This window comes from Photobacterium sp. Hal280 (assembly GCF_037162255.1).
GTDB lineage: Bacteria > Pseudomonadota > Gammaproteobacteria > Enterobacterales > Vibrionaceae > Photobacterium.
Genome location: NZ_JARLUO010000001.1, coordinates 302,415 through 327,038 on the forward strand (window position 1 = coordinate 302,415; position 24,624 = coordinate 327,038).

The following is a 24,624-nucleotide window of genomic DNA, read 5'->3' on the forward strand; positions in this document are numbered from 1 at the left end:
TAACTATAAATGGATTACGTATTCTCGCCATCCTAGCAGGTCAATCTGCCCCCAGATTACAGACGATTCATTCGGTTTTCTGTTGAAGCTTTCGCACCAGGCATCAAAAAGAAAAACGCCGCTCAATAAAATCAGCGGCGTTTGATGAGTGGTTTAATGTGCTAGTTACAGAAAACGGGCTATGTTCTCCACACTCTCTTTGGCATCGCCAAACAGCATCTGGGTGTTTTCTTTGAAGAACAAGGGGTTTTGAACACCTGCATAACCGGTATTCATTGAACGCTTAAATACGATTACGTGCTTCGCGTTCCACACTTCCAGAACTGGCATTCCGGCAATCGGGCTACCAGGGTCTTCCATTGCTGCCGGGTTAACCGTATCGTTAGCACCGATCACCAAGACCACGTCTGTCTCTGAGAAGTCTTCATTGATTTCGTCCATTTCCAGAACAATATCGTAGGGTACTCTCGCTTCAGCCAGCAGAACATTCATATGACCAGGTAAACGACCGGCAACCGGGTGAATCCCAAATCTGACCTCCACGCCTTTTGCCCTTAGCTTCTCTGTGATTTCGTGAACCGGGTATTGCGCCTGCGCAACCGCCATACCGTATCCCGGCGTGATGATCACTGAGCGCGCATCTTTCAGCATCTCTGCCACTTCTTCCGCTGAGGATTCATGATACTCGCCCACTTCTTCATCACCGGTAGAAACGGAGCCATCGGTACCAAAGCCACCTGCAATAACACTGACAAATGAACGATTCATTGCTTTACACATGATGTATGACAGTATCGCACCTGAAGATCCGACTAAAGCACCCGTCACAATCAGCAGATCATTCGCCAGCATAAAGCCAGCCGCTGCGGCGGCCCATCCTGAATATGAGTTCAGCATTGACACGACAACCGGCATATCCGCACCACCGATCGATGCAACCAAATGATAACCGAATGCTAAAGCGATAATTGTCACAACAATGAGTGGGAATATCGAAGGATCCGGATCCACAAACAGGGTCAGTAAAACAAGAGATACCAGAACAGCCAGCAAGTTCAGTTTATGGCGATGAGGCAACATCAAAGGCTTAGATGACATCGTGCCGCGAAGTTTACCAAAAGCCACCACTGAGCCTGTAAAGGTCACCGCACCGATGAAGACGCCGATAAAAATTTCAACCAAATGAATGGTTAACATCGCACCAGTCAGTGCTTCACCATGGTCAAGGAAAGTATTGAAACCAACCAGCACGGCAGCCATACCCACAAAACTGTGAAGAATAGCAACCAGCTCTGGCATCTGAGTCATTTCAACTTTCTTGGCGTAGTAAATACCAATCGCCCCCCACAATCATGGCCAGAATAATCCAGCCGGTTCCAGCTGATTCCGGACCAAAAATAGTAGCAATCAGTGCGATGGCCATTCCTGCCATACCAAAGTAGTTACCTGACTTTGCGGATTCCTGTTTAGAGAGTCCTGCCAACGACATGATAAAAAGGACAGCAGCAATAATGTAGGCCGCTTGAACAATTCCTGCAGACATTGATAACAACTCCCTTACTTATCTTTACGGAACATTTCAAGCATCCGCTTAGTGACGGTAAAGCCACCAAAAATATTGATACTTGCAATCAAAACAGCAATAAAGGCAAAGAAGGACACAACGCCAACTCCCTGACCAATCTGCAATAAGGCACCGACAATAATGATACCGGAGATAGCATTGGTCACTGACATCAGTGGTGTGTGCAACGCATGCGTCACGTTCCATACGACGTAGTAACCCACCACGCAGGCCAGTACAAATACCGTAAAGTGGGAAAGGAATTCAGCAGGTGCATAATTCGCGACCCAGCCAAACAATAACGCCCCCGCTGCCATCAACCCATACTTTCTGGCTGGCGACATGGGCTGTTTTTCTGGTTTCGCAACAGGTGCCGCGACGGCTTTTTCTTGCTGCGGAGCAGCAGAGACTTTAATGGGCGGTGCCGGCCAGGTGAGTTCACCTTCTTTAACCACGGTTAAACCGCGCAGCACTTCATCATCAAAGTTGATATTGATGTTGCCGTCTTTTTCTTTACACAACAGCTTCATCAAATTGACCAGGTTGGTCGCGTAGAGCTGAGAGGACTGATTCGGCAGACGGCTGACCATATCGGTGTAACCGATAATTTTGACACCGTTAGGCGTCGTGATCACTTTATCGGCTTCGGTATAGGCACAGTTTCCGCCATTGGCCGCAGCAAGGTCGACGATAACGCTGCCGGGTTTCATGGAATCAACCATTTCCTGGGTAATCAGGCGAGGAGCCGGACGGCCGGGAATCAGCGCGGTCGTAATAATGATGTCGACGTCTTTCGCCTGCTCTGCGTACAAACGCTCAGCGGCCTTGTTAAATTCGTCTGACATTTCTTTCGCGTAGCCATCTCCCGTGCTGGTGTCTTCTTTGAAATCGACTTCAAGGAACTCAGCACCCATAGACTGCACTTGTTCTTTCACTTCAGGGCGTACATCGAAGGCGCGTACAATGGCACCCAGGCTGCCCGCAGCACCAATCGCGGCCAGTCCGGCAACCCCTGCACCTGCAACCAGCACTTTCGCTGGCGGCACTTTACCGGCAGCAGTGATTTGCCCGGTAAAGAAACGACCAAACTCATGGGCAGCTTCAACGACAGCACGATAACCGGCAATGTTTGCCATAGAACTCAATGCGTCCAGAGCCTGTGCCCGTGAAATACGCGGCACCGAATCCATCGCCATGACATTGATATTTTTACTGGAGAGTTTTTTCAGCAATTCTGGATTTTGCGCCGGCCAGATAAAGCTGACCAGGCTGGCCCCTTCTTTCAGAAGAGCAATCTCATCATCACTGGGGGCATTCACTTTAAAGATCAGATCTGACTGCCACACTTCTTCCGTAGACACGACCCGAGCGCCTGCAGCTTCAAAAGCAGCATCATCAAAACTTGCGTGAATACCAGCGTCATGTTCAACAGCGACACTGAATCCCATTTTTAATAGCTGTTCGACCGTTTTCGGCGTCGCAGCCACTCGCGTTTCATTCGCGAGTATTTCTTTAGGCACACCTATCTGCATCGTTATTCCCTGAACAGTAGCAAAAATGTACACATTTAGTATCCAGTTCCCAGTATCGCAACGGCTGAGAATGGCACCAATCCAACACTCTTTACTTGAGATTAAACAACGGATGTTATTGACTTGCTTGAAGTTAATGACACCAACAATTTAGGGCAATCCCAGGATTTGTAACCCGTTTCACTTATCAGCAAAAAAACTGAAAGAGAATGAACTAAACTCCAAGATTTGCCGTTTTCTCCCAACAACAGTCAGGGTTTCCCACCAGCCATGCCAAATAATATAATGAGCAATCACCGGGGTCCGGTTCCCTGATAAATAAGTACCGGTCTCTAAACATTCATTTCAGTGCAGCGTCTTTACTCCTTCAGACAATGCACTCAATTTACCGGAACATGGTATCGCCAGTCTGATCGATGAACATCTTGGCTTTATTCACCATCAATGTTGTCGCATCCGCTTTACTTGCCAGTAGATCTGACCGTATGAAAGTGTGTGTTTTCAACTCACCTTCATATTCTTTGCAAATCCTGCCAGCAATCCGAAACTGCCCGCCTTCGGAAATAGGTTCAGGGTAAATGAGGTACCCTTTATATTCCTCAGGTGTCACTTCAAGCGTTTTCGAATCTGTCGTTTCTCTTCCAAAGAGCTTTGACCAGAAACCCACGAAAGCACTCCTTTCCGATATATTGAATGACACTATCATGCCATATGCCTATGTAAAATAAACCCAAACAGATTAAAAACTGATAATTATGATGAAAATGTTCTAACTCAGTTTTACTCACTGCTGATTTACACCACATTCACATAAGAAAAAATAACAAAAAAACGCCGGCTTTCTGGCCGGCGCTTAGAGTATCTAGCAAGTGATATTGCTTATCGGATCAGACCAATGTCTTTCTGCAGATGAACTGGCAGATGAGAAACCTGATAAGTCTTAACGGATACCTGCTGACGTGGCAGCAAAATATCCAGTGCGTGTGCAATCAATCCTTTGATGTTTAGCGAATAGGCTTTCTTCTCCATAACGTCCTGATTTGTAATGGTGTCGAAGTGCATTGCCTGTGCCATGATTGCCTCATTATTAATTGGTTAGATGTTGTTCTACAGGGCAAATACTAACCGGTTGATTTTTGAACTGAAAATGACATTTCTTTCAGGAATCCATAAAAAAATCTAATCTGTTACACAAAGGTTTCAATTTGATTGGCCGTAAAAAATATATACGCTGAAGAGATGAATAATCTGTCATGAAATGGTATCAATTAATGCCTAAATAGCGCGTTATCAGATCAACCCCGACCATAATTCACAACCAATTAACAATCACACAGGACGTAAGATGTTATCCCTGCTTGCGAGACACTCATCAGTACTTTTATTACTTGCCGCTTTAATCGGGTTTACCTTTCCAGCGATTTCTACTGCAGTTTTCCCTTATTTGCCTTACATTCTTTTCTTTTTAATGTTGTTTACTTTGATTGGGATAAAACAAAACGCTTTAATCAGCCTTTTATTTCAGCCGAAAATCTGGGTGTACGCTTTTTATCATGCTGCACTTCTGTCAATGCTCTCTACCTTCATTGCCTCTGTTTTGGGCGCTTCATCATCACTGATCCTGGCGATTTCAGCGGTTGCGGCAACCGGCTCATTATTTGCCACACCAGCCATAGCACGCTCAGTTGGGCTGGATGTGATGACCGCCATGGCGATGACAATTGCCACCACGCTGCTGATGCCTGTTGTTCTCTGTATCAATCTCTACCTTTTCAGGCATGACAGCTTCAGTCTTGATCTGATGACTTATTTCCAGCGACTGGTCATTTTCATTTTTGGTCCTATGCTGCTATCAGCACTATGTCATCGTTACGTTTCTTCCCACATTATCCAGCGAACTCACAGTAAAATTGCGCAAGTGACTATTTTACTGGTCCCTGCGTTTCCACTGGGCCTGGTGGCTGATTTTCGTGAATTTGTCGATCAGTCATGGCAGCAAGGATTACTTTACTTTGGTTACGGTATCGCAATTTGCCTGCTCTTCTTTACGAGCGGTTTTCTTCTGTTTATGCGGAAAAATATTCAGAATGGTCTTCTTGCGGGGATCACTTCTGCAAACCGGAATGTTTTACTGACTTATACCGTTGCCGGTGCCTCATTAGGCCCTGACTATCTCATTCTTGTTGGTGCGCTTCAGCTTCCGATCTATGCCATGCCTTTAGTAGTAAAGTGGATGAGCAACTTAATCAATAGCAAGAACCCAACGCAAACGTCCTCTGTCAACTGACTTGATGAGCAGAAAACAAGCAGTTGTACCGATTCCAAAGAGAATTATCCTTTAACGTGATGCCAGTCTTGCTCTTTGCGCATTGATTTCATTATTATCGACAGGAATTCTCAGGGCGGGGTGAAATTCCCCACCGGCGGTAACTGACCGAGGCAGGCAAGTAAAGTCTAGCCTGTTTCGGCAGAAGCCCGCGAGCGCTTCATCGCAATCACACTCAGTGTGGATGAAGGTCAGCAGATCTGGTGAAACTGCATGTTCAACTTCATGCAACGAGTCCAGAGCCGACGGTTATAGTCCGGATGGAAGAGAATCAGCGGATTTGTTTCTTGCTTTTACATTCTGTTCAGCGAGCTTTTGGCTTGCCTGTTCACACATACCTGTAAAGCTATTTCAGCCTGGCTGAAACGCTGTTTTTTTGCGCCCTGATTCTGGTAACGTTAATGTTAATAATGGAGTAAATACCATGAATCAGTCTCTGCTTTCCCCTTTTGGTACCGCTTTCGAGCGCGTTGAAACCGGCATCCGCGCGATTCGTGAAGGCCGTGGTGTTTTGGTGGTTGACGACGAAGATCGTGAAAACGAAGGTGATATCATTTTTGCCGCCGATTCACTCACAACAGAGCAAATGGCACTGATGATTCGCAAGTGCTCAGGCATTGTCTGCTTGTGCTTAACCCAAGAGCGCATCGATCAACTCGCGTTACCCATGATGGTCGACAAGAATACCAGCGTCAATCAAACCGGTTTCACGGTAACCATCGAGGCGGCAAAAGGAGTCACCACAGGCGTTTCTGCCGCTGATCGTGTCACCACCATCAAAGCAGCCATTGCCGATGACGCACAGCCGGAAGATTTACACAGACCTGGTCATGTTTTTCCGCTGAAAGCGAATTCTGAAGGCGTGCTGGGTCGCCGGGGTCATACAGAGGCAACCATCGATCTGATGCGCTTAGCAGGCCGCAAGCCATTCGGCGTGCTCTGCGAGCTGACCAACCCCGATGGCACTATGGCCCGTTTACCTGAAGTGATTGCATTTGGTGAACGTCATGAGATGCCGGTTTTAACCATTGAAGATCTTGCTGCCTACCGATTAGCGCATCTGTCAGCGCAGACCGGTGAGGGCCAGACGACTTCCGAAACCGTATTCGCTTAAGCATTCCTGATACGCAAAGAGGTATTCAGCTGAATACCTCTTTTGTTCCTCGCTCAGATCCCCGTCACGGGTACCCAGTATGTCAGGGCACTCCAGGCCACAATCCAAACACCGATTAAAATTGTATCCAGCCAATCCCGATTCATACCCGACTCTTGCTTGATTACCTTATCAGTGATCAGTCGACCGCAGGGTTTGCATCATTAAATAGAAAATTGGCAGATAAAAAAGCCTGACGTATTGTCAGGCCTGATATCAATAATCACGAAGAATACTGCACTTTATGCTGCGCCATGCTCGTGAACGGCATGGTCACATTCACAGGGAATGTAAGTGATCAGATCGTCTTTCGGTGCAGAAAGCTGTTGCTGATAACGCGCATAGTTTTCAAACGCTTCAGCCATTGTACAATCGAGTGATAAAGGCGCCATTTCACAGTCCAGCAACGCCTGATAACCTTCTTTCCCTGTCGCCGTATATCCGGATGACACTGAGGTATAGACAGCATCGTCTTCAAGAGGCAACCAATCCCCATCTTTGAAGTAAGCGAGCTTTTCGATCCGCTGACCTTTCGGCAAACAACAGCGATAAGTAAAACGCAGATGGGCCGTATAGGGGAAGCTGCCCGTTCCTGTGCCTTCAACGCCGTTATCGACAGCGTTGTCTATCGCACCTTCCAGTGCCTCACGCACTTTGACGCCTCTGACTTTATAAACCATCAGCCCAATGGCGAATGGCAATAAACGCCCGGCAATATCGGCAGTACTGATGGGCCCAGGGTTCAGCGAGGTTCTGACACCACCAGCATTGTGAATGCCAAAATCAACCTCAAAGCCCATCTGTCTGCCATGATGAACAAAACTTTCCACCACCAGCGGGGCGATGGCACTGGCACCATGGCTGTCTGGCACTCTGACATGTCGGAGTGATTCAGTCACCTCTGCCACTTTATTGGTCTGGCGTTCACGCACCGCCGGACGATAATCCAGATTCAGAATATGCTCAACCACCAGATCCTTAGCGCACATCGTGATATTTGGCTGTTGCTGAAGATAGTGTTTTACCACTTCGTGGCAATCCGGTTCTAAATGCTCATTGCGTGTGGCATCCAGGGTAAATTGACTGCCAAGCAGCAACTGGTTACCACCAGAGACTTGTTCAACACTGCCATCAGCCGCGAAATCGATTGAGACCTGTCCTAAAGCCAGAGCATTGCAGCCGGCCTGCACCACACAGGTTCCCTTAATCTTGACGGCATACTGATCTTTTTTGCCGTATCCGACATTGGTGAAATCCCCTTGCATGGTATGAGTATGACCGCCAATGATAAGGCCTATCCCTTCCACTTTTTCAGCCAGTTCAAGATCACGTTCATAACCAAGATGACTGAGCAACACGATTTTGTTCACGCCGTGACGGTGTAACTCTGCAATGGTTCTTTCTGCCACAGAAACGACCGACCGGAAAGAGGTATCCGGATCCGGATTGGCAATTTTATCCATATTTTCAATGGTCAGGCCAAAAAAGGCGACTGGCTCGCCCTGCACGTCTTTCAGCAGATAACGTGCACACCCTGTGTCATTGTTATAGGCCAGCAGGTTTGACTTGGGTCTCAGGGGATTACGCTTGCTTTGATCTTCCTGACTCAAATCCCAGTTACCGGCCAGCATTGGAAAGTCGACCTGATCCAGAAAATCGGCAACCAGCGCGTTGCCCATGTCCAGTTCATGATTACCCAGTGCCATCGCTTCTACACCAATCGCATTCAGCAGCCTGGCATTAGCCTGCCCTTTAAACAGAGAGAAATACAATGTGCCCTGAAAGCAATCGCCGGCATGCACAAACATAAACTCACGGCCATTTAAATACGCTTGCTTTCTTGCCTCTTTCACCGCCGTCGATACCCGCGCAAACCCACCACAACTGGCATACACAGTCGTCTCATGCGCATACTCGCCGACAGAAAGTCCTGGTGTTTGGATTAACACATGTTCAGGCAGAGTCAGCTTGATGGCAGAGGGCTCAAAGTGAGAGTGCGTATCGTTGATATGGGCGATGGTAATTCGGGCTTGAGTGTGTCGGGTCATAAAGGCTTAGTGTTCTCCGTGAAACATTTCAATCGGATATGATTCTAATCACATTGTGCATATCATCATACAGGAAAGGGTCGTATCCAGGGATGAATATCTCATCTGTCACAAAAATATCACCATAAACAGTCAAGAAAAAGCCAGAAAAGGCAGCGTTAATGCTGCCTTTTCATACACTTGTCAGTTTATATGTTAAGAATATTACTGATAGTGCCCGTGCCGCTGCAGGACTTCAATTTTGTAGCCATCCGGGTCTAAGACAAAAAAGAAACGTGCCAGTAACTGACCTTCACGAGAAAATTCTTTAATATCCAGTGGCGCATACCCCAAAGACTGTAGCTTTTCGTGTTCTGCATCCAGGTCATCCACTGCCACGGCAATGTGCCCGTATCCGCTGCCGTGAGAATAAGGCTCAGCACCCTTGTTCCAAGTCAGCTCAAGCTCCATATCATTCTCATCGTTACGCAGATAGACCAGGCTGAAGTCATCAAAATCCAGTCGGTGTGCCACATCTAAATCCAGTGCCTGTTTATAAAAAACAAGGGACTTATCCAAATCATGTACCCGCACCATGGTATGAATTATTTTTGCCATCAGCCAACTCCTGATAATTTTGGATTGATTATCCCAATAGGTGTTTGATAATCCTGAGCCATGACTCAGATTTCTGTTTGGTCCGGACTATAACAATCCCATCGATTCATCACAAGCAGCCACCGGGATTCAATTTCAATCACGATGGAAATCAACAGCTTCTGTAAATTTTGTGGGCATATACATGAACACACCGTCTCTTCATGCTATAGGCTTACAGTAAGCAAACACAGCAGGCAGGTAAAAAATGCATTTAAGCAGAATCGAAATTGCAGGTTTCAGAGGGATCAAGCGCTTGTCTCTGACGTTCAATGAGCTGACAGTACTCATCGGTGAAAACACCTGGGGTAAATCTTCCTTGCTGGATGCTCTGAGTATCGCACTCTCACCGGACGCCAAATTTCATAACTTTCATTTTTCAGACTTTCATGTTGACTACTCACTGGGCCATACCCAGGTCTCTCAGATACAAATCGTTCTGAACTGGGTTGAAGATTACCCGGGCGAGCACAAAGCGCGCCGCTACCGCTCCTTCAAACCCGTGTGGGTCAGGAACGGCAAAGACGGTAAGCAGTTTTACTATCAGATAAGCAGCGAACGTGAAGACGACAAAGTGATCACAGAACGTCATTTCCTTGATGCCGGCGGCAATATCATCGACTGCACGGATAGCGACAAGCTTGCTAAACAACTCATGGTTTTACACCCCATCGTGCGAATCCGCGATGCGAGACAGCTGCGGCTTGACACAGAGCAGCTGCAGGAAGATCTGGATCAGGAACAACGAACTGCCCTCAACACCCGAATAGAGCGACGGCTGGATAACACCTGCCGCCGCCTGCTGACCCGCCCCGGCCATGTCAGCAGCGATGAAATCAAAAGCAGTATCCGTGCACTGCGGACGCTGGTTGATCATTATTTTGCGTTTACACCACACCATAAAGCGCCCCACCGGGATCACAGGCATTTCCCTGAACGCAGCCACTTTTCCCCGAACCCCCTGGAAATGCTCGCCCGTCCGGAAATGACCAAGCAAAACAAACTGGTGTTGATGGGCCTCATCAATGCCTACATCCGTGCCCGGGGGCCAGTAGAACTGAAGCGTATATCACGCCCCATCATGATCCTTGAAGACCCGGAAGGCAGGCTTCATCCCATCATTCTTCATCAGGCCTGGGCTTTTGTCGTTAATATGCCGATGCAGAAAATTCTGACCACCAACAGTCCGGAACTGGCCTCTGTTGTCCCGTTGAACAGTATAAAAAAACTCAACAGAGAGCCCGATAAAACCCGGGTCTATAGTTTGGATAACCACAGTCTGAGCCGGGATGAACTGCGCAGAGTCGGCTTTCACGTGCGGTTACATCGCCCCGGCGCACTGTATGCACGGGCCTGGCTGCTTGTGGAAGGGGAAACAGAAGTCTGGCTGTTAAATGAGTTTGCTTACCGGTGCGGGTATAACTTTGCCTCGGAAGGCGTGCAGGTGATTGAATTTGCACAAAGTGGCCTCAAGCCAATTATCAAAATCGCTAAACTGATGGGCATTGAATGGCATGTCGTGACAGACGGCGATGCCGCCGGTAAGAAGTATGCAGAGACGGTGCGTCATATGCTTGGCAGCGAATCGGATAAACACAGGTTAACCGTCTTACCCGATCTTGATATCGAACATTTCCTGTTTCACCACGGATATGAACCGCTGTTCCGTAAGCTGGCCAGAGTGTCAGATGACCACCCGGCTCCCCCAAGAAGATCATACAAAAAGCGCTTAAGCATCATGCCAAACCTGATGTGGCCCTGGCCATGGTGGAATTTACAGACAGCGAGGAAATTGATCATATTCCAACCTTGCTGCGCTGGCTGCTCAAACGCATGGTTGCTCTGGCTCGCGCTTCAACCACCTGAGCCAGAGCATACACAGCACTAAGGTGACGGTGTCACTCAATCGGACTTTGCAAAGAAAAGCGTTACTGTACCGACATGAACGCCCCATTTACTCATTTTGGCAATGTTAAACATGCGGGTATCGTCATGCAGGAACATCCAGTCATCAAAAGCGATGTCATAGGTGGTGTCCCCGACAGGTACCCTCAGCGTGTATTGCCAGTTCAGCGCATTGCCTGAGACCTTGCCGGTGGCATTTCCTACCACATCTCCCGCCGTTCCGGAGTAAACACCTTCGGACTGACGCTGTATTGTCCAGATCCGTTGCTGTTTCTCTCCGTCATCGAACACAAAGTCTTCTTTGAGCGTCAGCGTATTGCCCTGAACGGTTCCGATAATATCAACGGAAAACCGCCGTGTCTGCTTGCCGGATCTGTCCTGAAGCATCCCCCAGGCTGTTACATTGCCATTGAAATAACTGAACAGATCCAGTTCAGGGCGGTGATATTTGTGATCCTCAACGGATGCAGAGCAGCCACTGATGAACAGCACCGCTATCAGCCCGGTCACTTTCAGCCAGTTCACCCATCCGGTGTTGTACATGTTTCTCATCCTGATTCTCCCGTCATCTCAGACCCGCCCAATGAGCCGTTTTCTCAGCTCGGGATACTGGGTTTCAGGTGATAACCAGATCCCCAGAAAAGCGTCAGCCATTTCCCTGTCCCGAACTTCGCCAATCACAGTGTTGTCCCGGTAAAATGTGCCTCCACCAGCGTGAACAACAAATATCAGCCGATCACCTTTACGGACATTCGGCCAGATATTATCGAGCACAATAAGCCATCGCTGACGTTTGGCTGCCGGTACTCCCAGCTTCTGCCATTGATCATCCGTGGCTTCCAGTAAGTCATCTTTATCGATGTCACGCTGATACTTGATCACCAGCGCGGTCGAATCCGCCATGTTGGCATTGTACCGCCCGGACGGCGTACGAAGCTGAGAGTCATAAATGACCCAGGGCCCCCATTTTAACGTGGCCTCTCCGACAACCGGCCAACTTTGCCAGGGGCCGCGGGCCAGAGCCCAGGGCGAGACCAGCAGCAAAACAGCAGTGAAAATCGTTAGCAGACGCATCTCATACCTCCTTATCGATACAGATTCGTATCCACAACAAGAGAAGTCCTGAAAAAACCAGCCAGCACACTGTGACGATCAAAAGGGTCTGTGTGTCGCCAGCAGGCCAGGACACAGCACCCAGTTGTTTTCCCGCCAGATAACTGGCTGCACCACCGATACTGCCCGCCAGCAACACCAGCAAAGTTGGATACCTTGCCAGGTTATGACGCAGGAACCACACAAAGGTGGCAAATCCTAACCAAAGCAGAATCAGCCAGGCTGGCAGGAAACTACTTTCAAACTGATAAAGTCCCGTAAAGGTCAGTAATCCATCCATCAGGCAGCCCGCCAGTGCCATAGCCAGCACCCTTTTGACCGAGGCCGGATAACACCACCAGACGACAGCCAAGATACAGCCCAGCACCGCGATCCAGTCGTTTTGCCCCAGCACCGCCAGCAGCCAGAAGCCGTTAAATATCAGACCGACGACAATTAATGCCTTGGTCGTGAGGGTTCGTGTTCCGTATCCGTCTGGCGCTTTCATGAGGTTGAACCTTCTCGTGAGTAAGCCGATTCGTTAGTGCCAATTTGGTCTGCTGGCTATCAGCTGCACTGTGCTGATCGTTTTTTCTTTGAATCCACCCTCGCAATAGCACAGGTAATAGCGCCACATACGAATGAAACGTGGATCAAAACCCTGCTTGCTGAGCTGATCGGCACTGGCATTGAACAGGCGGTGCCAGTCGGCCAGCGTGCGTGCGTAGTCCAGGCCGATGTCTTTCAGATCCCGGATAACAAAATCGCTGTATTGCGTCAGACTTTGCGCCAGCAGTGTCACAGACGGCAGGAAACCACCCGGAAAAATGTGTTTCTGGATGAAATCAACGCCTTTGCTGTAACTCTCAAACCGCTGATCAGCGATAGTGATTGCCTGAATCGCCAGCAGCCCCCCTTCTTTTAACAGCGACTGACATTGTTTGATGTAGGTCGCCAGATAGCGTTTACCGACCGCTTCGACCATTTCGACAGAAACCAGTTTGTCATATTGTCCGCTCAGATCGCGGTAATCCTTGCGCAGTAAAGTAATCCGGTCCGACAGGCCTTCCTGCTCGACACGAGACTTGGCGTATTCATACTGCGCATCAGAAATGGTTGTGGTAGTCACACGGCATCCGTACTGTCTGGCAGCATGAATCGCCAGCGCCCCCCAGCCCGTACCAATTTCCAGCAGGTGATCATCCGGCTGTAAATCCAGTTGCCGGCACAAACGATCCATTTTGTTGAACTGTGCCTGCGCTAATGATTCTGAAGGATCGTGATAGATCCCGCACGAGTACAGCATTTGCGGGTCCAGAAACGTCCGGTAAAAATCATTGCCCAGGTCATAATGCGCCAGAATATTTTGCTTTGAACCGGCTTTATTATTGCGGCGGGTAAAGTGTTGCCATCCTTCGGCCAGACGGGTCATCCAACTGGTTTTTGACTCCAGCTTATCCAGCATGGCTAAATTTCTCGCCAGCACCTGGACAACGGCAGTGATATCGGGAGAATCCCACCAGCCATCCATATAAGCCTCGCCGGCAGCGATACTGCCGCCTTGTAACAGGCGCTGGTAAAGCCCTGGCTCTCTGACCAGCACATGTGCCTGACAATCCGACGTTTCATCCCCAAACCGATGTGTTTCGCCCTGGCTGTCCACCAATGTCAATCCGGCATGGCGTAATTGCGCCAGCAAAGCAAAGACCAGACGGCGAGCCATTGTTCCTTTTTCAGCTTGAGTGCTATAGCTGCTTTTCGTTTCTGTGTTCGACATCGTCTACCTCAGCGTTCCGGTTGTTTTCTTTTGAAGGCTTGTCAGAAGTGAAGCCCTTGACTGTCTCTGTATGAAAATGCGCGTCCTTCTGGTGATCATTCGGATAACCATGAAACGGCACTTTTTTCCACCATAGCTTGATGGCCTGCCAGTAAATGCCGGTGACCACCTTGAGTGTCTGAACCGGTGTCTGCCGTAACAGACGCCAGAGTACCTGAGTGGTGAAAGCCTGTTTACGCAGTGCCATCGTGGCATCCATGACGGTGTTGCCCGTGTCGTTACCAACAATGTCCAAATGTACATATACCTGACTGACAGGCGGTTTCAGCCGCCAAAGATAATGCTGAGCCATCGGATTGAAGGGTGACACGTGAAAAGCCTTGCCCTGTAACCACGGCTTTTCATGCCAATCCGACACTGCAGGCACAGCATAGTAATGACGCTGGTTCCATGGGGTATTGCTCACTTCCGCCAACAGCCAGCGCCACTCACCCTGTTCATCAAAACAGTAATAAAGATTCAGCGGACTAAAATAGAGCCCAAAATACCGTAACTGGCACAGTTGCTTCACTTTTCCAGCGAGCCGTTCACCGGTCAGCTGAAACAGCTTGTCCTGAACCCTGAGCTTGAGCGGCCCCTCTCCTTCTGCCCGCAGATAATCTTCCCGTCGCCACCGCGCGGGGTGATACCAGCGACAGCCAAAACCCACAACCTGCTCGCTCAGTGAGGTCACTTCATCAAGATCAATCAGGGGCATAAACATGGGATAGCTGAACGCATGTTTCACCGGGGTATAACGACGATGCCTCACCTGTCCGACGCACAGGCCGCTCTGTAAATGAGACAGGGTCATGAGACTAATTCCATTCGCGGATGGCGCTTGTCATTGCCGATTGTCTCAATGGCATTGACGACATCCAGTGCACTGCGCACACCGTCTTCATGGAATCCGTTGTACCAGTAAGCACCACAGAACCAGCAGCCGTGCTGACCGTTAATCAATCCACGCTGCCCCTGTGCGGCTATCGACTGAGTATTAAACACGGGATGTGCGTAGCTGAAACGACGAATGATACTTTGAGGATCGATATCGTCAGTGCGGTTCAGCGTGACGCAAAATGTCTCGGGTGAATCGATCCCCTGCAGAATGTTCATGTTGTAAGTCACACTGGCCAGCTGGCGCTCACGACTGGCATGATCCGGCAGGTGGTAATTCCAGGCCGCCCAGGCGCGCTTAGCTTTGGGCAGCATGTTGCGATCGGTATGTAACACCACTTCATTCTGCTGGTAAGGGATGGCACCTAAGACCTGCGTTTCATTGACCGTCGGGTCAACCAGCATACGGAGCGCCTGATCACTGTGACAAGCAAAAATCACCTGATCAAAATACTGCTGTCCGCGGCCTGTGCTGACTTCTATCTTAGGGCCTAATCGCTGCACACTCAGTACCGGCTCATTGAGGTGAATCTTGTCAGCAAAATCGCGGGTCAGGCTGCGCACGTATTCTCTCGATCCCCCCGGCACCACATACCATTGCGGCCGGTTCGTGACTTCCAGCAAACCATGGTGACGAAAAAACGCACGAAGAAAGGCAACGGAAACGCCCGCATATCTGACAAGGTGGATGACCAGATAGCAGCCCCCATGGGCAAGATGTAGTTCTGACAGAAATACTCACTGAATTTGTGGGCAGCGAGAAACTCCCCTAGCGTTGTTGCTGCCAGTTCATCCAGATCCGCTTCCCTTGCCAGTTTGTTGAATCTCAGAATGTCACGGATAAAGCGGTAAAAGTCAGGACGAAAGAAGTTACGGCGCTGGGCAAACATCGACAGCGCATCATGGCCGTTGTATTCCAGTCCAATTGCGTCATTCTGCACACTGAAGCTCATCTCAGTCGGCTGACGGCCAATGCCTATCTCTTTGAGTAAGGCTTCGAACTGAGGATAGGTTCTGTTGTTAAAGACAATAAACCCGGTATCAATCGCATAACGGCCGCTGGCTGTTTCAACATCCACTGTCGCGGTATGGCCACCGATGTACTCATTGGCTTCAAACACAGTGATGTCATGCTGTTGGTGCAGTTTCCAGGCACAGGTGAGTCCCGCAATGCCGGTGCCGATAATCGCAATTTTCATTTTGTTTTCCCTGTCATTCTTTTTACGATCGCCAGCTGTAACGGCATAGGTAACAGCGACAGTAGTTTGAGGCACCCGCTGAACAGCGGCGGGAAATGCACTTCGGATTGACGCTTGGCGATCCCTTTGCGGATTTTTGTTGAGGCATAGTCCGTGGTGACTCGCATTGGCATCGCAAAATCGTTCTTGTCAGTCAGTGGTGTTTTGACAAAACCCGGCGACACCAAGGTCAATGTGACACCGTCACGGGAAAGATCCATTTTCAGCGTATTGACCAGATAACTCAGTGCGGCTTTTGAGGCACCGTAGGCCTCAGCCCGAGGCAAAGGCACATAGCTGGCCGTTGAACCGACAATGGCCAGATGGGTGGTTTCGGTAAACTTGGGCTGCAAGGCTTCGATGCAGTTCAGTACCCCGAACAGATTCACATCGAACACACGCCTGAACAGAGCCACATCCACTTTGCCCTGTTCGATGTATTCGCAGGTCCCTGCATTTAAAATGATCAGGTTTGGCCGTACCGATGACTCACCCAAAGCGTCCTGGGTTGCCTGATAATCGGTGACATCAAAGGCAAGCGGAATGATTTTCTCACTGGTATCAGCAAGGTGCTGCAGCTTTTCAAGCGAGCGTCCGCATGCAATCACCTGCCAGCCCTCTGCGGCATAATCTTTCGCTAACTGGGCGCCTATGCCAGAACTGGCGCCAGTAATCAGTACTGTCGACATCATTACAAACCTGCCTTTATCTTTTTCACCACATGGCCGAGAACCGGTATTGCTTCGTAAAGCATTTCGCCCAAATCGAAATAGTCCCTGTGTTTCACCACACGATTCTCAAGAAAGGTCAGGTGCGAGCACCCTTTCACCGCGCGAAGTTCACCCTTTGATAATTTCGGATGCGCAAACGTCATGGTCCACACCACATACCCCTGATGCGCATCACTCATGCTCTCTTCAATCGTGAAGGTACACTGGGTGACATTGGTGAACAGACGACGGAAATACGCTTCCAGCGCCGGCCAGCCTTCCACTTTGTGGGCGGGATCCTCAAACACCACACCCGGATGGTAGAGCGATTCAAGACTGGCAAGCTTGTCCTTATCTAACTTGCTGTATACACAGATAAATCTGTCCAAAACCGAGACTTCGTCAACGGGATTGCCGCTTGGTGTCTCAGTCAGTGAAGTATGTTCGCTGTCCTGCTCTTTCATGATGTGGCTTCCTTCCTGTGTGTCGAATTAACCCGCTTCTGCTGTAGCTTTTGCCTGTTTAAATGCCTCAATGGCGTGTAATCTCGCCAACTTGTGATCCACCATAGGCATGGGATACGCAAGGCTGGCTGCCCCGGGCCATTCATGGGGGATGTGAATATATTTGTCAGGCACTTTTTCGAGCTCTTTTACCCATGTACGAATGAACTCGCCGTTTGGATCAAACTTTTTTCCCTGCGTGGTCGGATTGAACACCCGAAAATAAGGCTGAGCATCAGTGCCGGTTGAAGCCGCCCATTGCCAGCCACCGTTATTGGACGCCAAATCCCCGTCGATCAGATGAGACATGAACCACCGCTCACCTGCCTGCCAATGGATCAACAAATCCTTGGTTAAGAAGCTGGCGGTAATCATCCGCAGCCTGTTATGCATCCAGCCTGTTGCATTCAGCTGGCGCATGGCGGCATCAACGATGGGAAACCCGGTTTCGCCCTGTTGCCAGCGTGCCAGTGCGGCTTTGTCTGAATGCCAGGGCACTTGCTTTGTCCAACCGACAAATGGCTGGGCCCGGCTGACCTTCGGGTAGGCTTCAATGAGATGGCGGTAAAACTCGCGCCAGATAATTTCATTGAGCCAGATAAAAGGGCCAGCATCCTGCTTCTCAAGCGCCTGCGGGTGCTCATGTAAGATCGCAGAGACACATTGCCGGGCAGATAAAGCACCAATGGCCAGATAAGGTGATAATTTGCTGGTGCCTTCCACAGCAGGAAAATCCCGCTGCTCACCGTAGTCCGCGACATGCTCGATACAAAAATGCATCAGCGCGTCGCGAATCGTGTCTTCTTCAACAGGCCAGTGACGGCTGTCTGCCAGCGGATAATCCATCCATGACTGACCGGGGTTGGTCTCAATCACAGAGCCAAAACGGTCGGCACATTCACTGGGGGAGACAGGTGGCGGCACAGGTTGTGCCAGCGCCGGGCTTTGCTGGAACTGACGTAACCATTCGCGGCGAAATGGCGTATACACCCTGAAAGGCTCGCCCTGACGGGTCAGAATCGTGCCGGCTGGCAGCACACAGGTATCTTCCAGAGCGCTGAATTTGATCCCCGCTTCTGCCAGCGCATGACCGACAGCCACGTCACGTTGGCGCTCATTCCATTCATACTGCTTGTTACAGAACACATGCTCTGCCTGCCAGTCGCGAGCCAGTGTTGTCAGGCAGTCAGGAACCGCGTTAAAGTCAGCGACTGCCTCAATGCGCAACGGAATATTGAGTTCAGCCAGCTGAGACTGGAGCACAGCTAATCGACGACGAATAAAGTCGATCTGGATGGGCGCAGCTTCGTGACTCGCCCACTGTTCAGGTGTTGCAATGAACACCGCCAGCGCAGATTGATACTTTTGACATGCCTGAATCAGGGCCGTGTTATCAACCGTTCTCAAGTCTGCCCGAAACCACATCAGGCACCGATGTCTGTTATTCGCGGCCATTGCTCAGAGCTCCTTTTAACTGCTGCACCCATTCAGCATGGATAACGGCAATACTGCCTCTCAGCGAGACCGGGCACTGAAACTCGCTGTCTACACGCGCAAGTTGCTTTAAAATCGCCTGAGGAAGCTTGCTCTCTCCAATCACAACCACAGATTCAAATGCCTGCTGCGAGACTGCCGCTTCCAGACCGTGCAATTTGCTGTTAAACGGCAGATTATTTAACAAAGTGACACTGTAACCATCATTACTCAGTGACAACGCCTCAAGCCAGATGTAATGCGTGATACCATCCTGTGCCGGTTCAAAGCTCAGCAGCATGGCTTTGCGGCTGCTCCGCTTACGTGTTTTGGCGACCAGACTGACACATTGCTCTATCAGGGTGGATTGCCACAGTGCTTGCTGAATCGCCCGCAGCGGATTTGCCGGGTCGTTCACCTGCGTGTCTACAGGCACGACCACTTTTTCGATGAACATGGGCAGCGGGTATTCTTTCATCAGCTGACTCAGCAGCTGTTCGAGTTTTTCCGCGCCGGCAATCTGATAAAGCACTCAGTATCGGTGCAATCCCATCACTGTCTTCTTGCTGACTGACGGCGTCACTCACCTGGCCTTCGAGCAAGGGTCTGACCTTGCTGATGGCAACGCCTTTCTCAAGCCAGGACAGGATCAGGCGAATCTTTTCAATGTCCGCCTGGGTGTATAAACGGTGACCTTTTTCTGTGCGCTGTGGCTTAATCAGCCCATAGCGGCGTTGCCATGCGCGTAAAGTGACGGGATTCACGCCCGTCATTTCAGATACTTCTCGGATAGCGAATAACATAACTTCAGAGGCCATAACGTAATTTCAACTCCTCCGGATACGGATTAAGGAAGGTCTGCAACTGCAGATACGGATCCGGGTATTCTTTCAGGTAATGTTTGATCAAAGCCAAAGGGACCAGAATAGGTTGATGACCCAGGCGGTAGCTTTCAATCAGGTCCAGTAATTCCTGCTTTTGTTCGCGGGTCAGGTTACGTTTGAAATAACCCTGCAAGTGCATGAGCACATTGGTGTTGTTGCTTCGACGCGCATGTTTGCTCAGGGCATCCATAAACTGCTGACGGTATTCAACGAAAAACTCAGTCAGATCCCAGTCTTTAATGCCGGCCACTAAGCGCCCCATCTCTCTGTACGCTGTCGGGCTGTGTGCCATCAGGACAAATTTATAGCGTGAATGAAATTTAACGAATGCATCCATACTCAGGCAGCTTCCCACGTTTTGATAAAAATCGTGTAAGGCATGAATACGAAACACGAAGTTTTCACGCAGTACTGGATCTTGCAGCCGCCCGTCCTCTTCGACGGGTAACCAGGGCATGGCCGCCATCAGTTTTTGGGTAAACACACCCACTGTGCCTCCCGGGACCGTGTTACCGTTCGGAATATACAACTTCACCCTTTCCATGCCGCAGGTGGGTGATTTGGCACAGACCACAAAGCCACACAGGGATTGAATGCCGCTGATGTGTTGTTCAGCAAAAGCTTGCATTTTTTCGGTGAAATCCAGCTCACCGCCATTGCTGTCGACAAGACGCTCTCCATTTTCCTGCTGTACCAGCCTGATTGTTGGCCGTGGAACAGGCAAACCGATTGCCATTTCAGGGCAAACCGGGCGGAACTGTACAAATTTTGCCAGTTCGTCCGTCACGAAGCGGTTTCTTTTGTGTCCGCCATCAAAGCGCACTTTCTCGCCAAGTACACATGCACTGATACCTACCGGGATACTCATCTCACACCTGTACAAAAAATTATCTTGTACAATGATGTTAGCTAAGCTCAGCAAGTTGTACAAGAAAATAAAATGTATAAGTTTGTAACTGCCGCGATTTCAGACACAAAAAAAGCTGCCTGATATTCACAGGCAGCTTTTTAAACTTTGAAATAAAAGGGAAATTATTCGGTTTTGGCGTCTGGCTGTTCTGTACCTGTCGAGTCATTTCCTGCTCGCCAGGCTTCATAATCATCCAAATCCTGTTGTACAAGCTTGAGACAGACGGCCAGAATCAGTGCGTCATCCGTCAGCCCCAGGAAAGGAATCACATCCGGCAGAACATCCAATGGGTTAAACACATAGAGCAAGGCCGTGACGATGGCAGCGATGGTAAACCAGGGGATCTCCCGGTACTCTCCTTTCCAGTACGCCTTCACGAGACCATACATGGATTTCACGACATTAAAATACTTCCGCAGCGAGCCACTTTTCTGCACTTTTTCTTCAATGTCCTGCTCTTTTTCCAGGACTCGCTCAATGTCTTTATCGGTCACCTTTTTTGAAGATTTTTCCAGTTTTTCTTTGGCATCCTGTTCATTCATTGACTGACTCATCCTCTTGCCTCAAACAGGCTTTCTCTGCTTCAGTTAACTATGGCTTTTCTGAGAAACATTGTCACCTCATTCCAAAGAGCCAATGACCGCAAAAAACAAGCCGGGAGTTCCCGGCCTGCAATTGTGAATGTTCATCGCGCCTCAGAGCTTTCTGCCCAGACGCTTCTCAACCTGTTTCTTCTCCCAGTCCGTGCTGAAAAAATTAAACCACTCATATGTACTTGCAGCCTGAATGGCGACCCCGATCCCCCACCCCATTGCTGGCCACCAGGCCCAGATATAAGATGGATTTGTGACGAAGTTGATGACAAACAATAAGCCGATCACCAGACAGTAAGTGATCAGATGTGAATAAAATGCCTTGATATCGCGCACATAAGCGAGCGCACGTTCTTCTTCCGTGCTCACCGCGTTTTCCTTGTCCATGCCTGGCTCCTGTTTCAGTTCAGTGATATCGATGTCGAAAACAGCCGCAAAGGACTTCAGGGTCTCCAAGCTGGCATTCCCACCGCGCTCAATTCGCTGAATGGTCCGGACACTGATGCCACTTAATTGTGCCAATTGTTCCTGAGACCAGCCACGTTGTAACCTGAGTTTCCGAATGATCATCATTCAATTCCCTTTTGCTGTTTCACTTCCAATCCTACTGAATCTGACACCTGACAGGCCACGACATGGACCCGACACTAAGCCGACAACCTTTGTTTTTCAATCAGTTAGATCGACATTAAAATTCAACCGCATCGAAATGCGCATTGGGCTGTGTTGCTTCCATGCTTGCCAGTTCATCCAGTACAACAATTTGCAACCCAAGGTTGGTTTGTAATGACAGGCACTCCTGTCTGTCACTGTTTCGGACGGTATCTTTCGCATGTCCTTCCACGAGTTGGCCATTTTTCAGGGTCAGCCTGACCGGCAGCTGATACAAGCAGGCAATTTCGATATAGTCATATTGCTGACAAGAAATCATCTTCACTCCTCCTTCGCGATTCGTCTGGGTCACGATCCGTCACAGTTATCGCATTTTACTTCTTCACCCAGTACATACCTTCCGAATTTGGCCTCGACAGTTTGAAACCAAACTTTTCATACAATTCAGGGACGTCGGCCATCAGCGATACATAAGATCGGGGAAAGGCTGCCTGGTCGAGATAGGCCATGATATGTTCCATGATTTGACGCCCGAGGCCCTTTCCCTGATGGTCGGGATCAACAGCGACATCCACAATATCAAAATTAATGGCGCCGTCACCCACCACTCTTCCCATGGCGACAGGGATGCCGTCATAAAGAATATGGATACCATAAAGGCTGTTTGGCAAGCCTTTCACTGCCGCTTCATAAGAACGGGACGATAATCCGGAGATGTCGCGTAAACGTAAAAAATCATCAGGGCCAACCACTTGCTCAATAACCTGATACATCAATATTCCTTTGTCTCAACAATTAATTTGCAGTCATTCCAAATCACCTGAGTCAGTTCACTCTTTGAGATGATTCGCACGCATCTTACTTTGATATTCAATACATTTGATATGCCATTGAAAGAATCGTGATCGTCTTCAACGGAAATAAAACCTGGTGGTTTGAAGGCAAGCACAGACGTATAAAAAACCCGCAATACTGCGGGTTTCAGGGGATCAGACTTGCTCTTCCTGTATCGGAACCGACTCCGTTTTTTCACGGGTGATCCACCAGCACAGGATAGAGGCGAAAGTCACCATCATCACCCCCTGCCAGAAAGTCGCAGTTAACGTCAGTCCCAGCAACTGCGCAGATAAAAAGGTTGAAAACACAGGAACAAAATATGACAAGGTTGCCAGCAGCACCATGTTGCCACGCAGAATGCCGATATTCCATAACGCATAACCACCGCCCATCGCCAGACCCGCCAGCAGCAGATCCCGGATCACCGGAAGATCAAACGCCATGGGCGGTTCATTCGTGAACATAAACTTCACCCAGAGTGCGACTGCAGTTGCGGCAAAAAACCAGGTGATGGCATTCTTGCCGCTGGCCATGACCCGGGTAACGTTGCAATAAATGGCCCAGATGAACGCCCCGCTCAGCGCCAGCGTATAACTGACCGGGTTACTTTGTACATTTTCGGCTAACCGGGAGACAGACAATCCGCTATCACCCGCGACCGTCCAGGCAACACCAAAGAATGACAGAATTAAGCAGGGATACAGCAGCCAACTGACTGACCGGCGTGAGAAAATAACCGCAAACAGGACCGTCAGACACGGCCAGAGGTAGTTGATCAACCCCATTTCAACCGCTTGCAATCGATCGTTTGCCATCCCCAGAGACAATGCCAGACACATTTCATAGCTGACAAACAGTAAGCCGCCGATCAGAAGGTATTTGCGGGAAAAAGAAGACAACCTGGGTAAACCCACAGTCAGCATAAGAATAAAAGTGCTGACGCTGTAAATCATAGCAGCACCGCCCACAGGGCCAAGCTGCTCGGTCACATTCCGAATCAGGGCAACCACACTGCTGAAAAGACAAATTGCGCCGCACCCGGCCAGGGTAAATTGATGACTGCGTACCACGGTTGACCCTTGAATATAAACACCTGAGAATCCATAACACTGCCTGAGAATTGCAGCGAAAACAATCCCAAACCAACTGGTTTACGGCCCCGGTGCGTACCTCAGCAGCATAACATCCCGATTCAGTCTTCTGGCATCCAGCAACATTAATCTTTGCCATACGTTGGCACCGTCAAACGCTTGCTTTCCCTGTGTGCTGATAAAAGGCTCCAGTAAAAACTGATATTCATTGATCAAATTTGCATCGGCCAGTGAGGCCGCCAAAGCAGGACTGCCAAACAGGACAACATTGCCGTGTATTCCAGACAAGAATTGCCGGGTATTTTCAGTATCCGGCCCTTTCAGAACCTCGGTATTTTGCCAGGGAAGCTCAAGTGGCCGCGTTGTCACCACTCGCTTGGGAATAGACTGTAATTCCATCGCCAGATACTGCATAAACTTGGGTAAATCCTTCCTCGTTGCTGCTTCAGGCCAGAAAGCCGCAAAAAGATCATACGTGTGGCGTCCCAGTATTAATGCTTCTGCACCATGCAGTAATTCAAGGGCGTATTCATGATGCTCCTGATCCACATCAGCATCTTCATGATAGTAGTGGCCGTTCAATGTTATGTTTAAATAATAAATCAGATTTGCCATGGCAAAACCTCTTGTCGTGAAACGCACGCAGAGCCTCTCTGCAAGACTGCTTTCATGAGTATTTGCAGAGAGACCGGGATTTGCCAGTTTTCGTATCAGAAAAAGGGTGAATACGCTTGATTATTTGTTGATAAATCAATAACTACTGTTCAGCTCGTGCTAATAACACACCCATTGAGACAAACAGAG

At 49.3% G+C, this 24,624-nt stretch carries 23 protein-coding genes, 4 pseudogenes and 1 riboswitch; of the genes and pseudogenes, 3 read left to right on the plus strand and 24 right to left on the minus strand.

Annotation, left to right across the window (positions count from 1 at the left end):
• Positions 1-165: 165 nt before the first annotated feature.
• The 4 genes and pseudogenes from pntB to P4S53_RS01450 all read right to left on the minus strand — a co-directional run bounded on the left by pntB (position 166) and on the right by P4S53_RS01450 (position 4,170).
• Positions 166-1,543, minus strand: a pseudogene (gene pntB, locus P4S53_RS01435) (Re/Si-specific NAD(P)(+) transhydrogenase subunit beta).
• Positions 1,544-1,557: 14 nt separating this feature from the next.
• The gene (gene pntA / locus P4S53_RS01440) at positions 1,558-3,096 is read right to left on the minus strand and encodes a Re/Si-specific NAD(P)(+) transhydrogenase subunit alpha (RefSeq protein WP_337111044.1); all 1,539 of its coding nucleotides are present in this window, start codon (positions 3,094-3,096) and stop codon (positions 1,558-1,560) included.
• A 385-nt stretch (positions 3,097-3,481) separates the two neighbouring features.
• The gene (locus tag P4S53_RS01445) at positions 3,482-3,763 is read right to left on the minus strand and encodes an HlyU family transcriptional regulator (RefSeq protein ID WP_337111045.1); all 282 of its coding nucleotides are present in this window, start codon (positions 3,761-3,763) and stop codon (positions 3,482-3,484) included.
• A gap of 212 nt (positions 3,764-3,975) precedes the next feature.
• Positions 3,976-4,170, minus strand: coding sequence for a hypothetical protein (locus P4S53_RS01450; RefSeq protein WP_027251300.1), 195 nt, complete (start codon positions 4,168-4,170; stop codon positions 3,976-3,978).
• 271 nt (positions 4,171-4,441) lie between these two features.
• On the opposite strand from P4S53_RS01450, the gene P4S53_RS01455 reads away from it, so the two are divergent.
• Together P4S53_RS01455 and ribB are read left to right on the plus strand one after the other, a co-directional pair.
• Entirely contained in the window at positions 4,442-5,383 is a 942-nt protein-coding gene (locus tag P4S53_RS01455) for a hypothetical protein (RefSeq protein ID WP_337111046.1), read from the plus strand.
• Between the two features lie 102 nt (positions 5,384-5,485).
• Positions 5,486-5,698, plus strand: a riboswitch (FMN riboswitch).
• A gap of 148 nt (positions 5,699-5,846) precedes the next feature.
• Complete coding sequence (ribB, locus tag P4S53_RS01460; protein ID WP_337111047.1) at positions 5,847-6,536, plus strand: 3,4-dihydroxy-2-butanone-4-phosphate synthase; 690 nt, start codon at positions 5,847-5,849, stop codon at positions 6,534-6,536.
• A 281-nt stretch (positions 6,537-6,817) separates the two neighbouring features.
• Here the strand turns inward: ribB and P4S53_RS01465 are convergent, their stop codons facing one another.
• Positions 6,818-8,623, minus strand: coding sequence for a bifunctional metallophosphatase/5'-nucleotidase (locus P4S53_RS01465; protein WP_337111048.1), 1,806 nt, complete (start codon positions 8,621-8,623; stop codon positions 6,818-6,820).
• 204 nt (positions 8,624-8,827) lie between these two features.
• Positions 8,828-9,220 (minus strand): VOC family protein, encoded by a 393-nt coding sequence (locus P4S53_RS01470; protein ID WP_337111049.1) that lies wholly within the window; start codon positions 9,218-9,220, stop codon positions 8,828-8,830.
• A 247-nt stretch (positions 9,221-9,467) separates the two neighbouring features.
• Between P4S53_RS01470 and P4S53_RS01475 the strand changes: the two are divergent.
• Positions 9,468-11,125 (plus strand): annotated as a pseudogene (locus tag P4S53_RS01475) (DUF2813 domain-containing protein).
• A gap of 36 nt (positions 11,126-11,161) precedes the next feature.
• On the opposite strand, the gene P4S53_RS01480 reads toward P4S53_RS01475, so the two are convergent.
• From P4S53_RS01480 to P4S53_RS01560, 18 genes and pseudogenes are all read right to left on the minus strand, one after another.
• The gene (locus P4S53_RS01480) at positions 11,162-11,707 is read right to left on the minus strand and encodes a DUF3833 domain-containing protein (protein ID WP_337111050.1); all 546 of its coding nucleotides are present in this window, start codon (positions 11,705-11,707) and stop codon (positions 11,162-11,164) included.
• 27 nt (positions 11,708-11,734) lie between these two features.
• Positions 11,735-12,238: a chalcone isomerase family protein gene (locus P4S53_RS01485; protein ID WP_337111051.1), complete on the minus strand. Its 504-nt coding sequence runs from the start codon at positions 12,236-12,238 to the stop codon at positions 11,735-11,737.
• A 1-nt stretch (position 12,239) separates the two neighbouring features.
• Positions 12,240-12,764 (minus strand): DUF2878 domain-containing protein, encoded by a 525-nt coding sequence (locus tag P4S53_RS01490; protein ID WP_337111052.1) that lies wholly within the window; start codon positions 12,762-12,764, stop codon positions 12,240-12,242.
• Between the two features lie 33 nt (positions 12,765-12,797).
• Complete coding sequence (locus P4S53_RS01495; protein WP_337111053.1) at positions 12,798-14,033, minus strand: cyclopropane-fatty-acyl-phospholipid synthase family protein; 1,236 nt, start codon at positions 14,031-14,033, stop codon at positions 12,798-12,800.
• Positions 14,002-14,886 (minus strand): DUF1365 domain-containing protein, encoded by an 885-nt coding sequence (locus P4S53_RS01500; RefSeq protein ID WP_337111054.1) that lies wholly within the window; start codon positions 14,884-14,886, stop codon positions 14,002-14,004. The genes P4S53_RS01495 and P4S53_RS01500 overlap by 32 nt, the downstream gene beginning before the upstream one ends.
• A pseudogene (locus P4S53_RS01505) lies at positions 14,883-16,168 on the minus strand (NAD(P)/FAD-dependent oxidoreductase). The gene P4S53_RS01500 and the pseudogene P4S53_RS01505 overlap by 4 nt, the downstream one beginning before the upstream one ends.
• Positions 16,165-16,896: an SDR family NAD(P)-dependent oxidoreductase gene (locus P4S53_RS01510; protein ID WP_337112037.1), complete on the minus strand. Its 732-nt coding sequence runs from the start codon at positions 16,894-16,896 to the stop codon at positions 16,165-16,167. The pseudogene P4S53_RS01505 and the gene P4S53_RS01510 overlap by 4 nt, the downstream one beginning before the upstream one ends.
• 2 nt (positions 16,897-16,898) lie before the next feature.
• Positions 16,899-17,381 carry a nuclear transport factor 2 family protein gene (locus tag P4S53_RS01515; protein WP_337111055.1) on the minus strand — a complete coding sequence of 161 codons (483 nt, stop codon included), beginning with the start codon at positions 17,379-17,381 and terminating at the stop codon, positions 16,899-16,901.
• A gap of 27 nt (positions 17,382-17,408) precedes the next feature.
• On the minus strand, positions 17,409-18,875 hold the full coding sequence (phrB, locus tag P4S53_RS01520) for a deoxyribodipyrimidine photo-lyase (protein WP_337111056.1): 1,467 nt from the start codon (positions 18,873-18,875) through the stop codon (positions 17,409-17,411).
• Positions 18,862-19,425 (minus strand): hypothetical protein, encoded by a 564-nt coding sequence (locus P4S53_RS01525; protein ID WP_337111057.1) that lies wholly within the window; start codon positions 19,423-19,425, stop codon positions 18,862-18,864. The genes phrB and P4S53_RS01525 overlap by 14 nt, the downstream gene beginning before the upstream one ends.
• Positions 19,426-19,495: 70 nt before the next feature.
• Positions 19,496-19,711, minus strand: a pseudogene (locus P4S53_RS22555) (MerR family transcriptional regulator); the annotation flags it as partial.
• Positions 19,701-20,645, minus strand: coding sequence for a YbgA family protein (locus P4S53_RS01530; RefSeq protein WP_337111058.1), 945 nt, complete (start codon positions 20,643-20,645; stop codon positions 19,701-19,703). The gene P4S53_RS01530 and the pseudogene P4S53_RS22555, both read right to left, overlap by 11 nt.
• A gap of 164 nt (positions 20,646-20,809) precedes the next feature.
• Positions 20,810-21,241, minus strand: coding sequence for a YkvA family protein (locus P4S53_RS01535; RefSeq protein ID WP_337111059.1), 432 nt, complete (start codon positions 21,239-21,241; stop codon positions 20,810-20,812).
• Positions 21,242-21,382: 141 nt separating this feature from the next.
• Positions 21,383-21,850 carry a 2TM domain-containing protein gene (locus P4S53_RS01540; protein WP_046220926.1) on the minus strand — a complete coding sequence of 156 codons (468 nt, stop codon included), beginning with the start codon at positions 21,848-21,850 and terminating at the stop codon, positions 21,383-21,385.
• A 118-nt stretch (positions 21,851-21,968) separates the two neighbouring features.
• On the minus strand, positions 21,969-22,211 hold the full coding sequence (locus P4S53_RS01545) for a Rho-binding antiterminator (RefSeq protein ID WP_337111060.1): 243 nt from the start codon (positions 22,209-22,211) through the stop codon (positions 21,969-21,971).
• A 55-nt stretch (positions 22,212-22,266) separates the two neighbouring features.
• Positions 22,267-22,665 (minus strand): GNAT family N-acetyltransferase, encoded by a 399-nt coding sequence (locus P4S53_RS01550; RefSeq protein WP_337111061.1) that lies wholly within the window; start codon positions 22,663-22,665, stop codon positions 22,267-22,269.
• A gap of 216 nt (positions 22,666-22,881) precedes the next feature.
• Positions 22,882-23,799: an aromatic amino acid DMT transporter YddG gene (gene yddG / locus P4S53_RS01555; RefSeq protein WP_337111062.1), complete on the minus strand. Its 918-nt coding sequence runs from the start codon at positions 23,797-23,799 to the stop codon at positions 22,882-22,884.
• 81 nt (positions 23,800-23,880) lie between these two features.
• Positions 23,881-24,435, minus strand: a complete 555-nt coding sequence (locus tag P4S53_RS01560) for a dihydrofolate reductase family protein (RefSeq protein WP_337111063.1) — start codon at positions 24,433-24,435, stop codon at positions 23,881-23,883.
• Positions 24,436-24,624 lie beyond the last annotated feature (189 nt).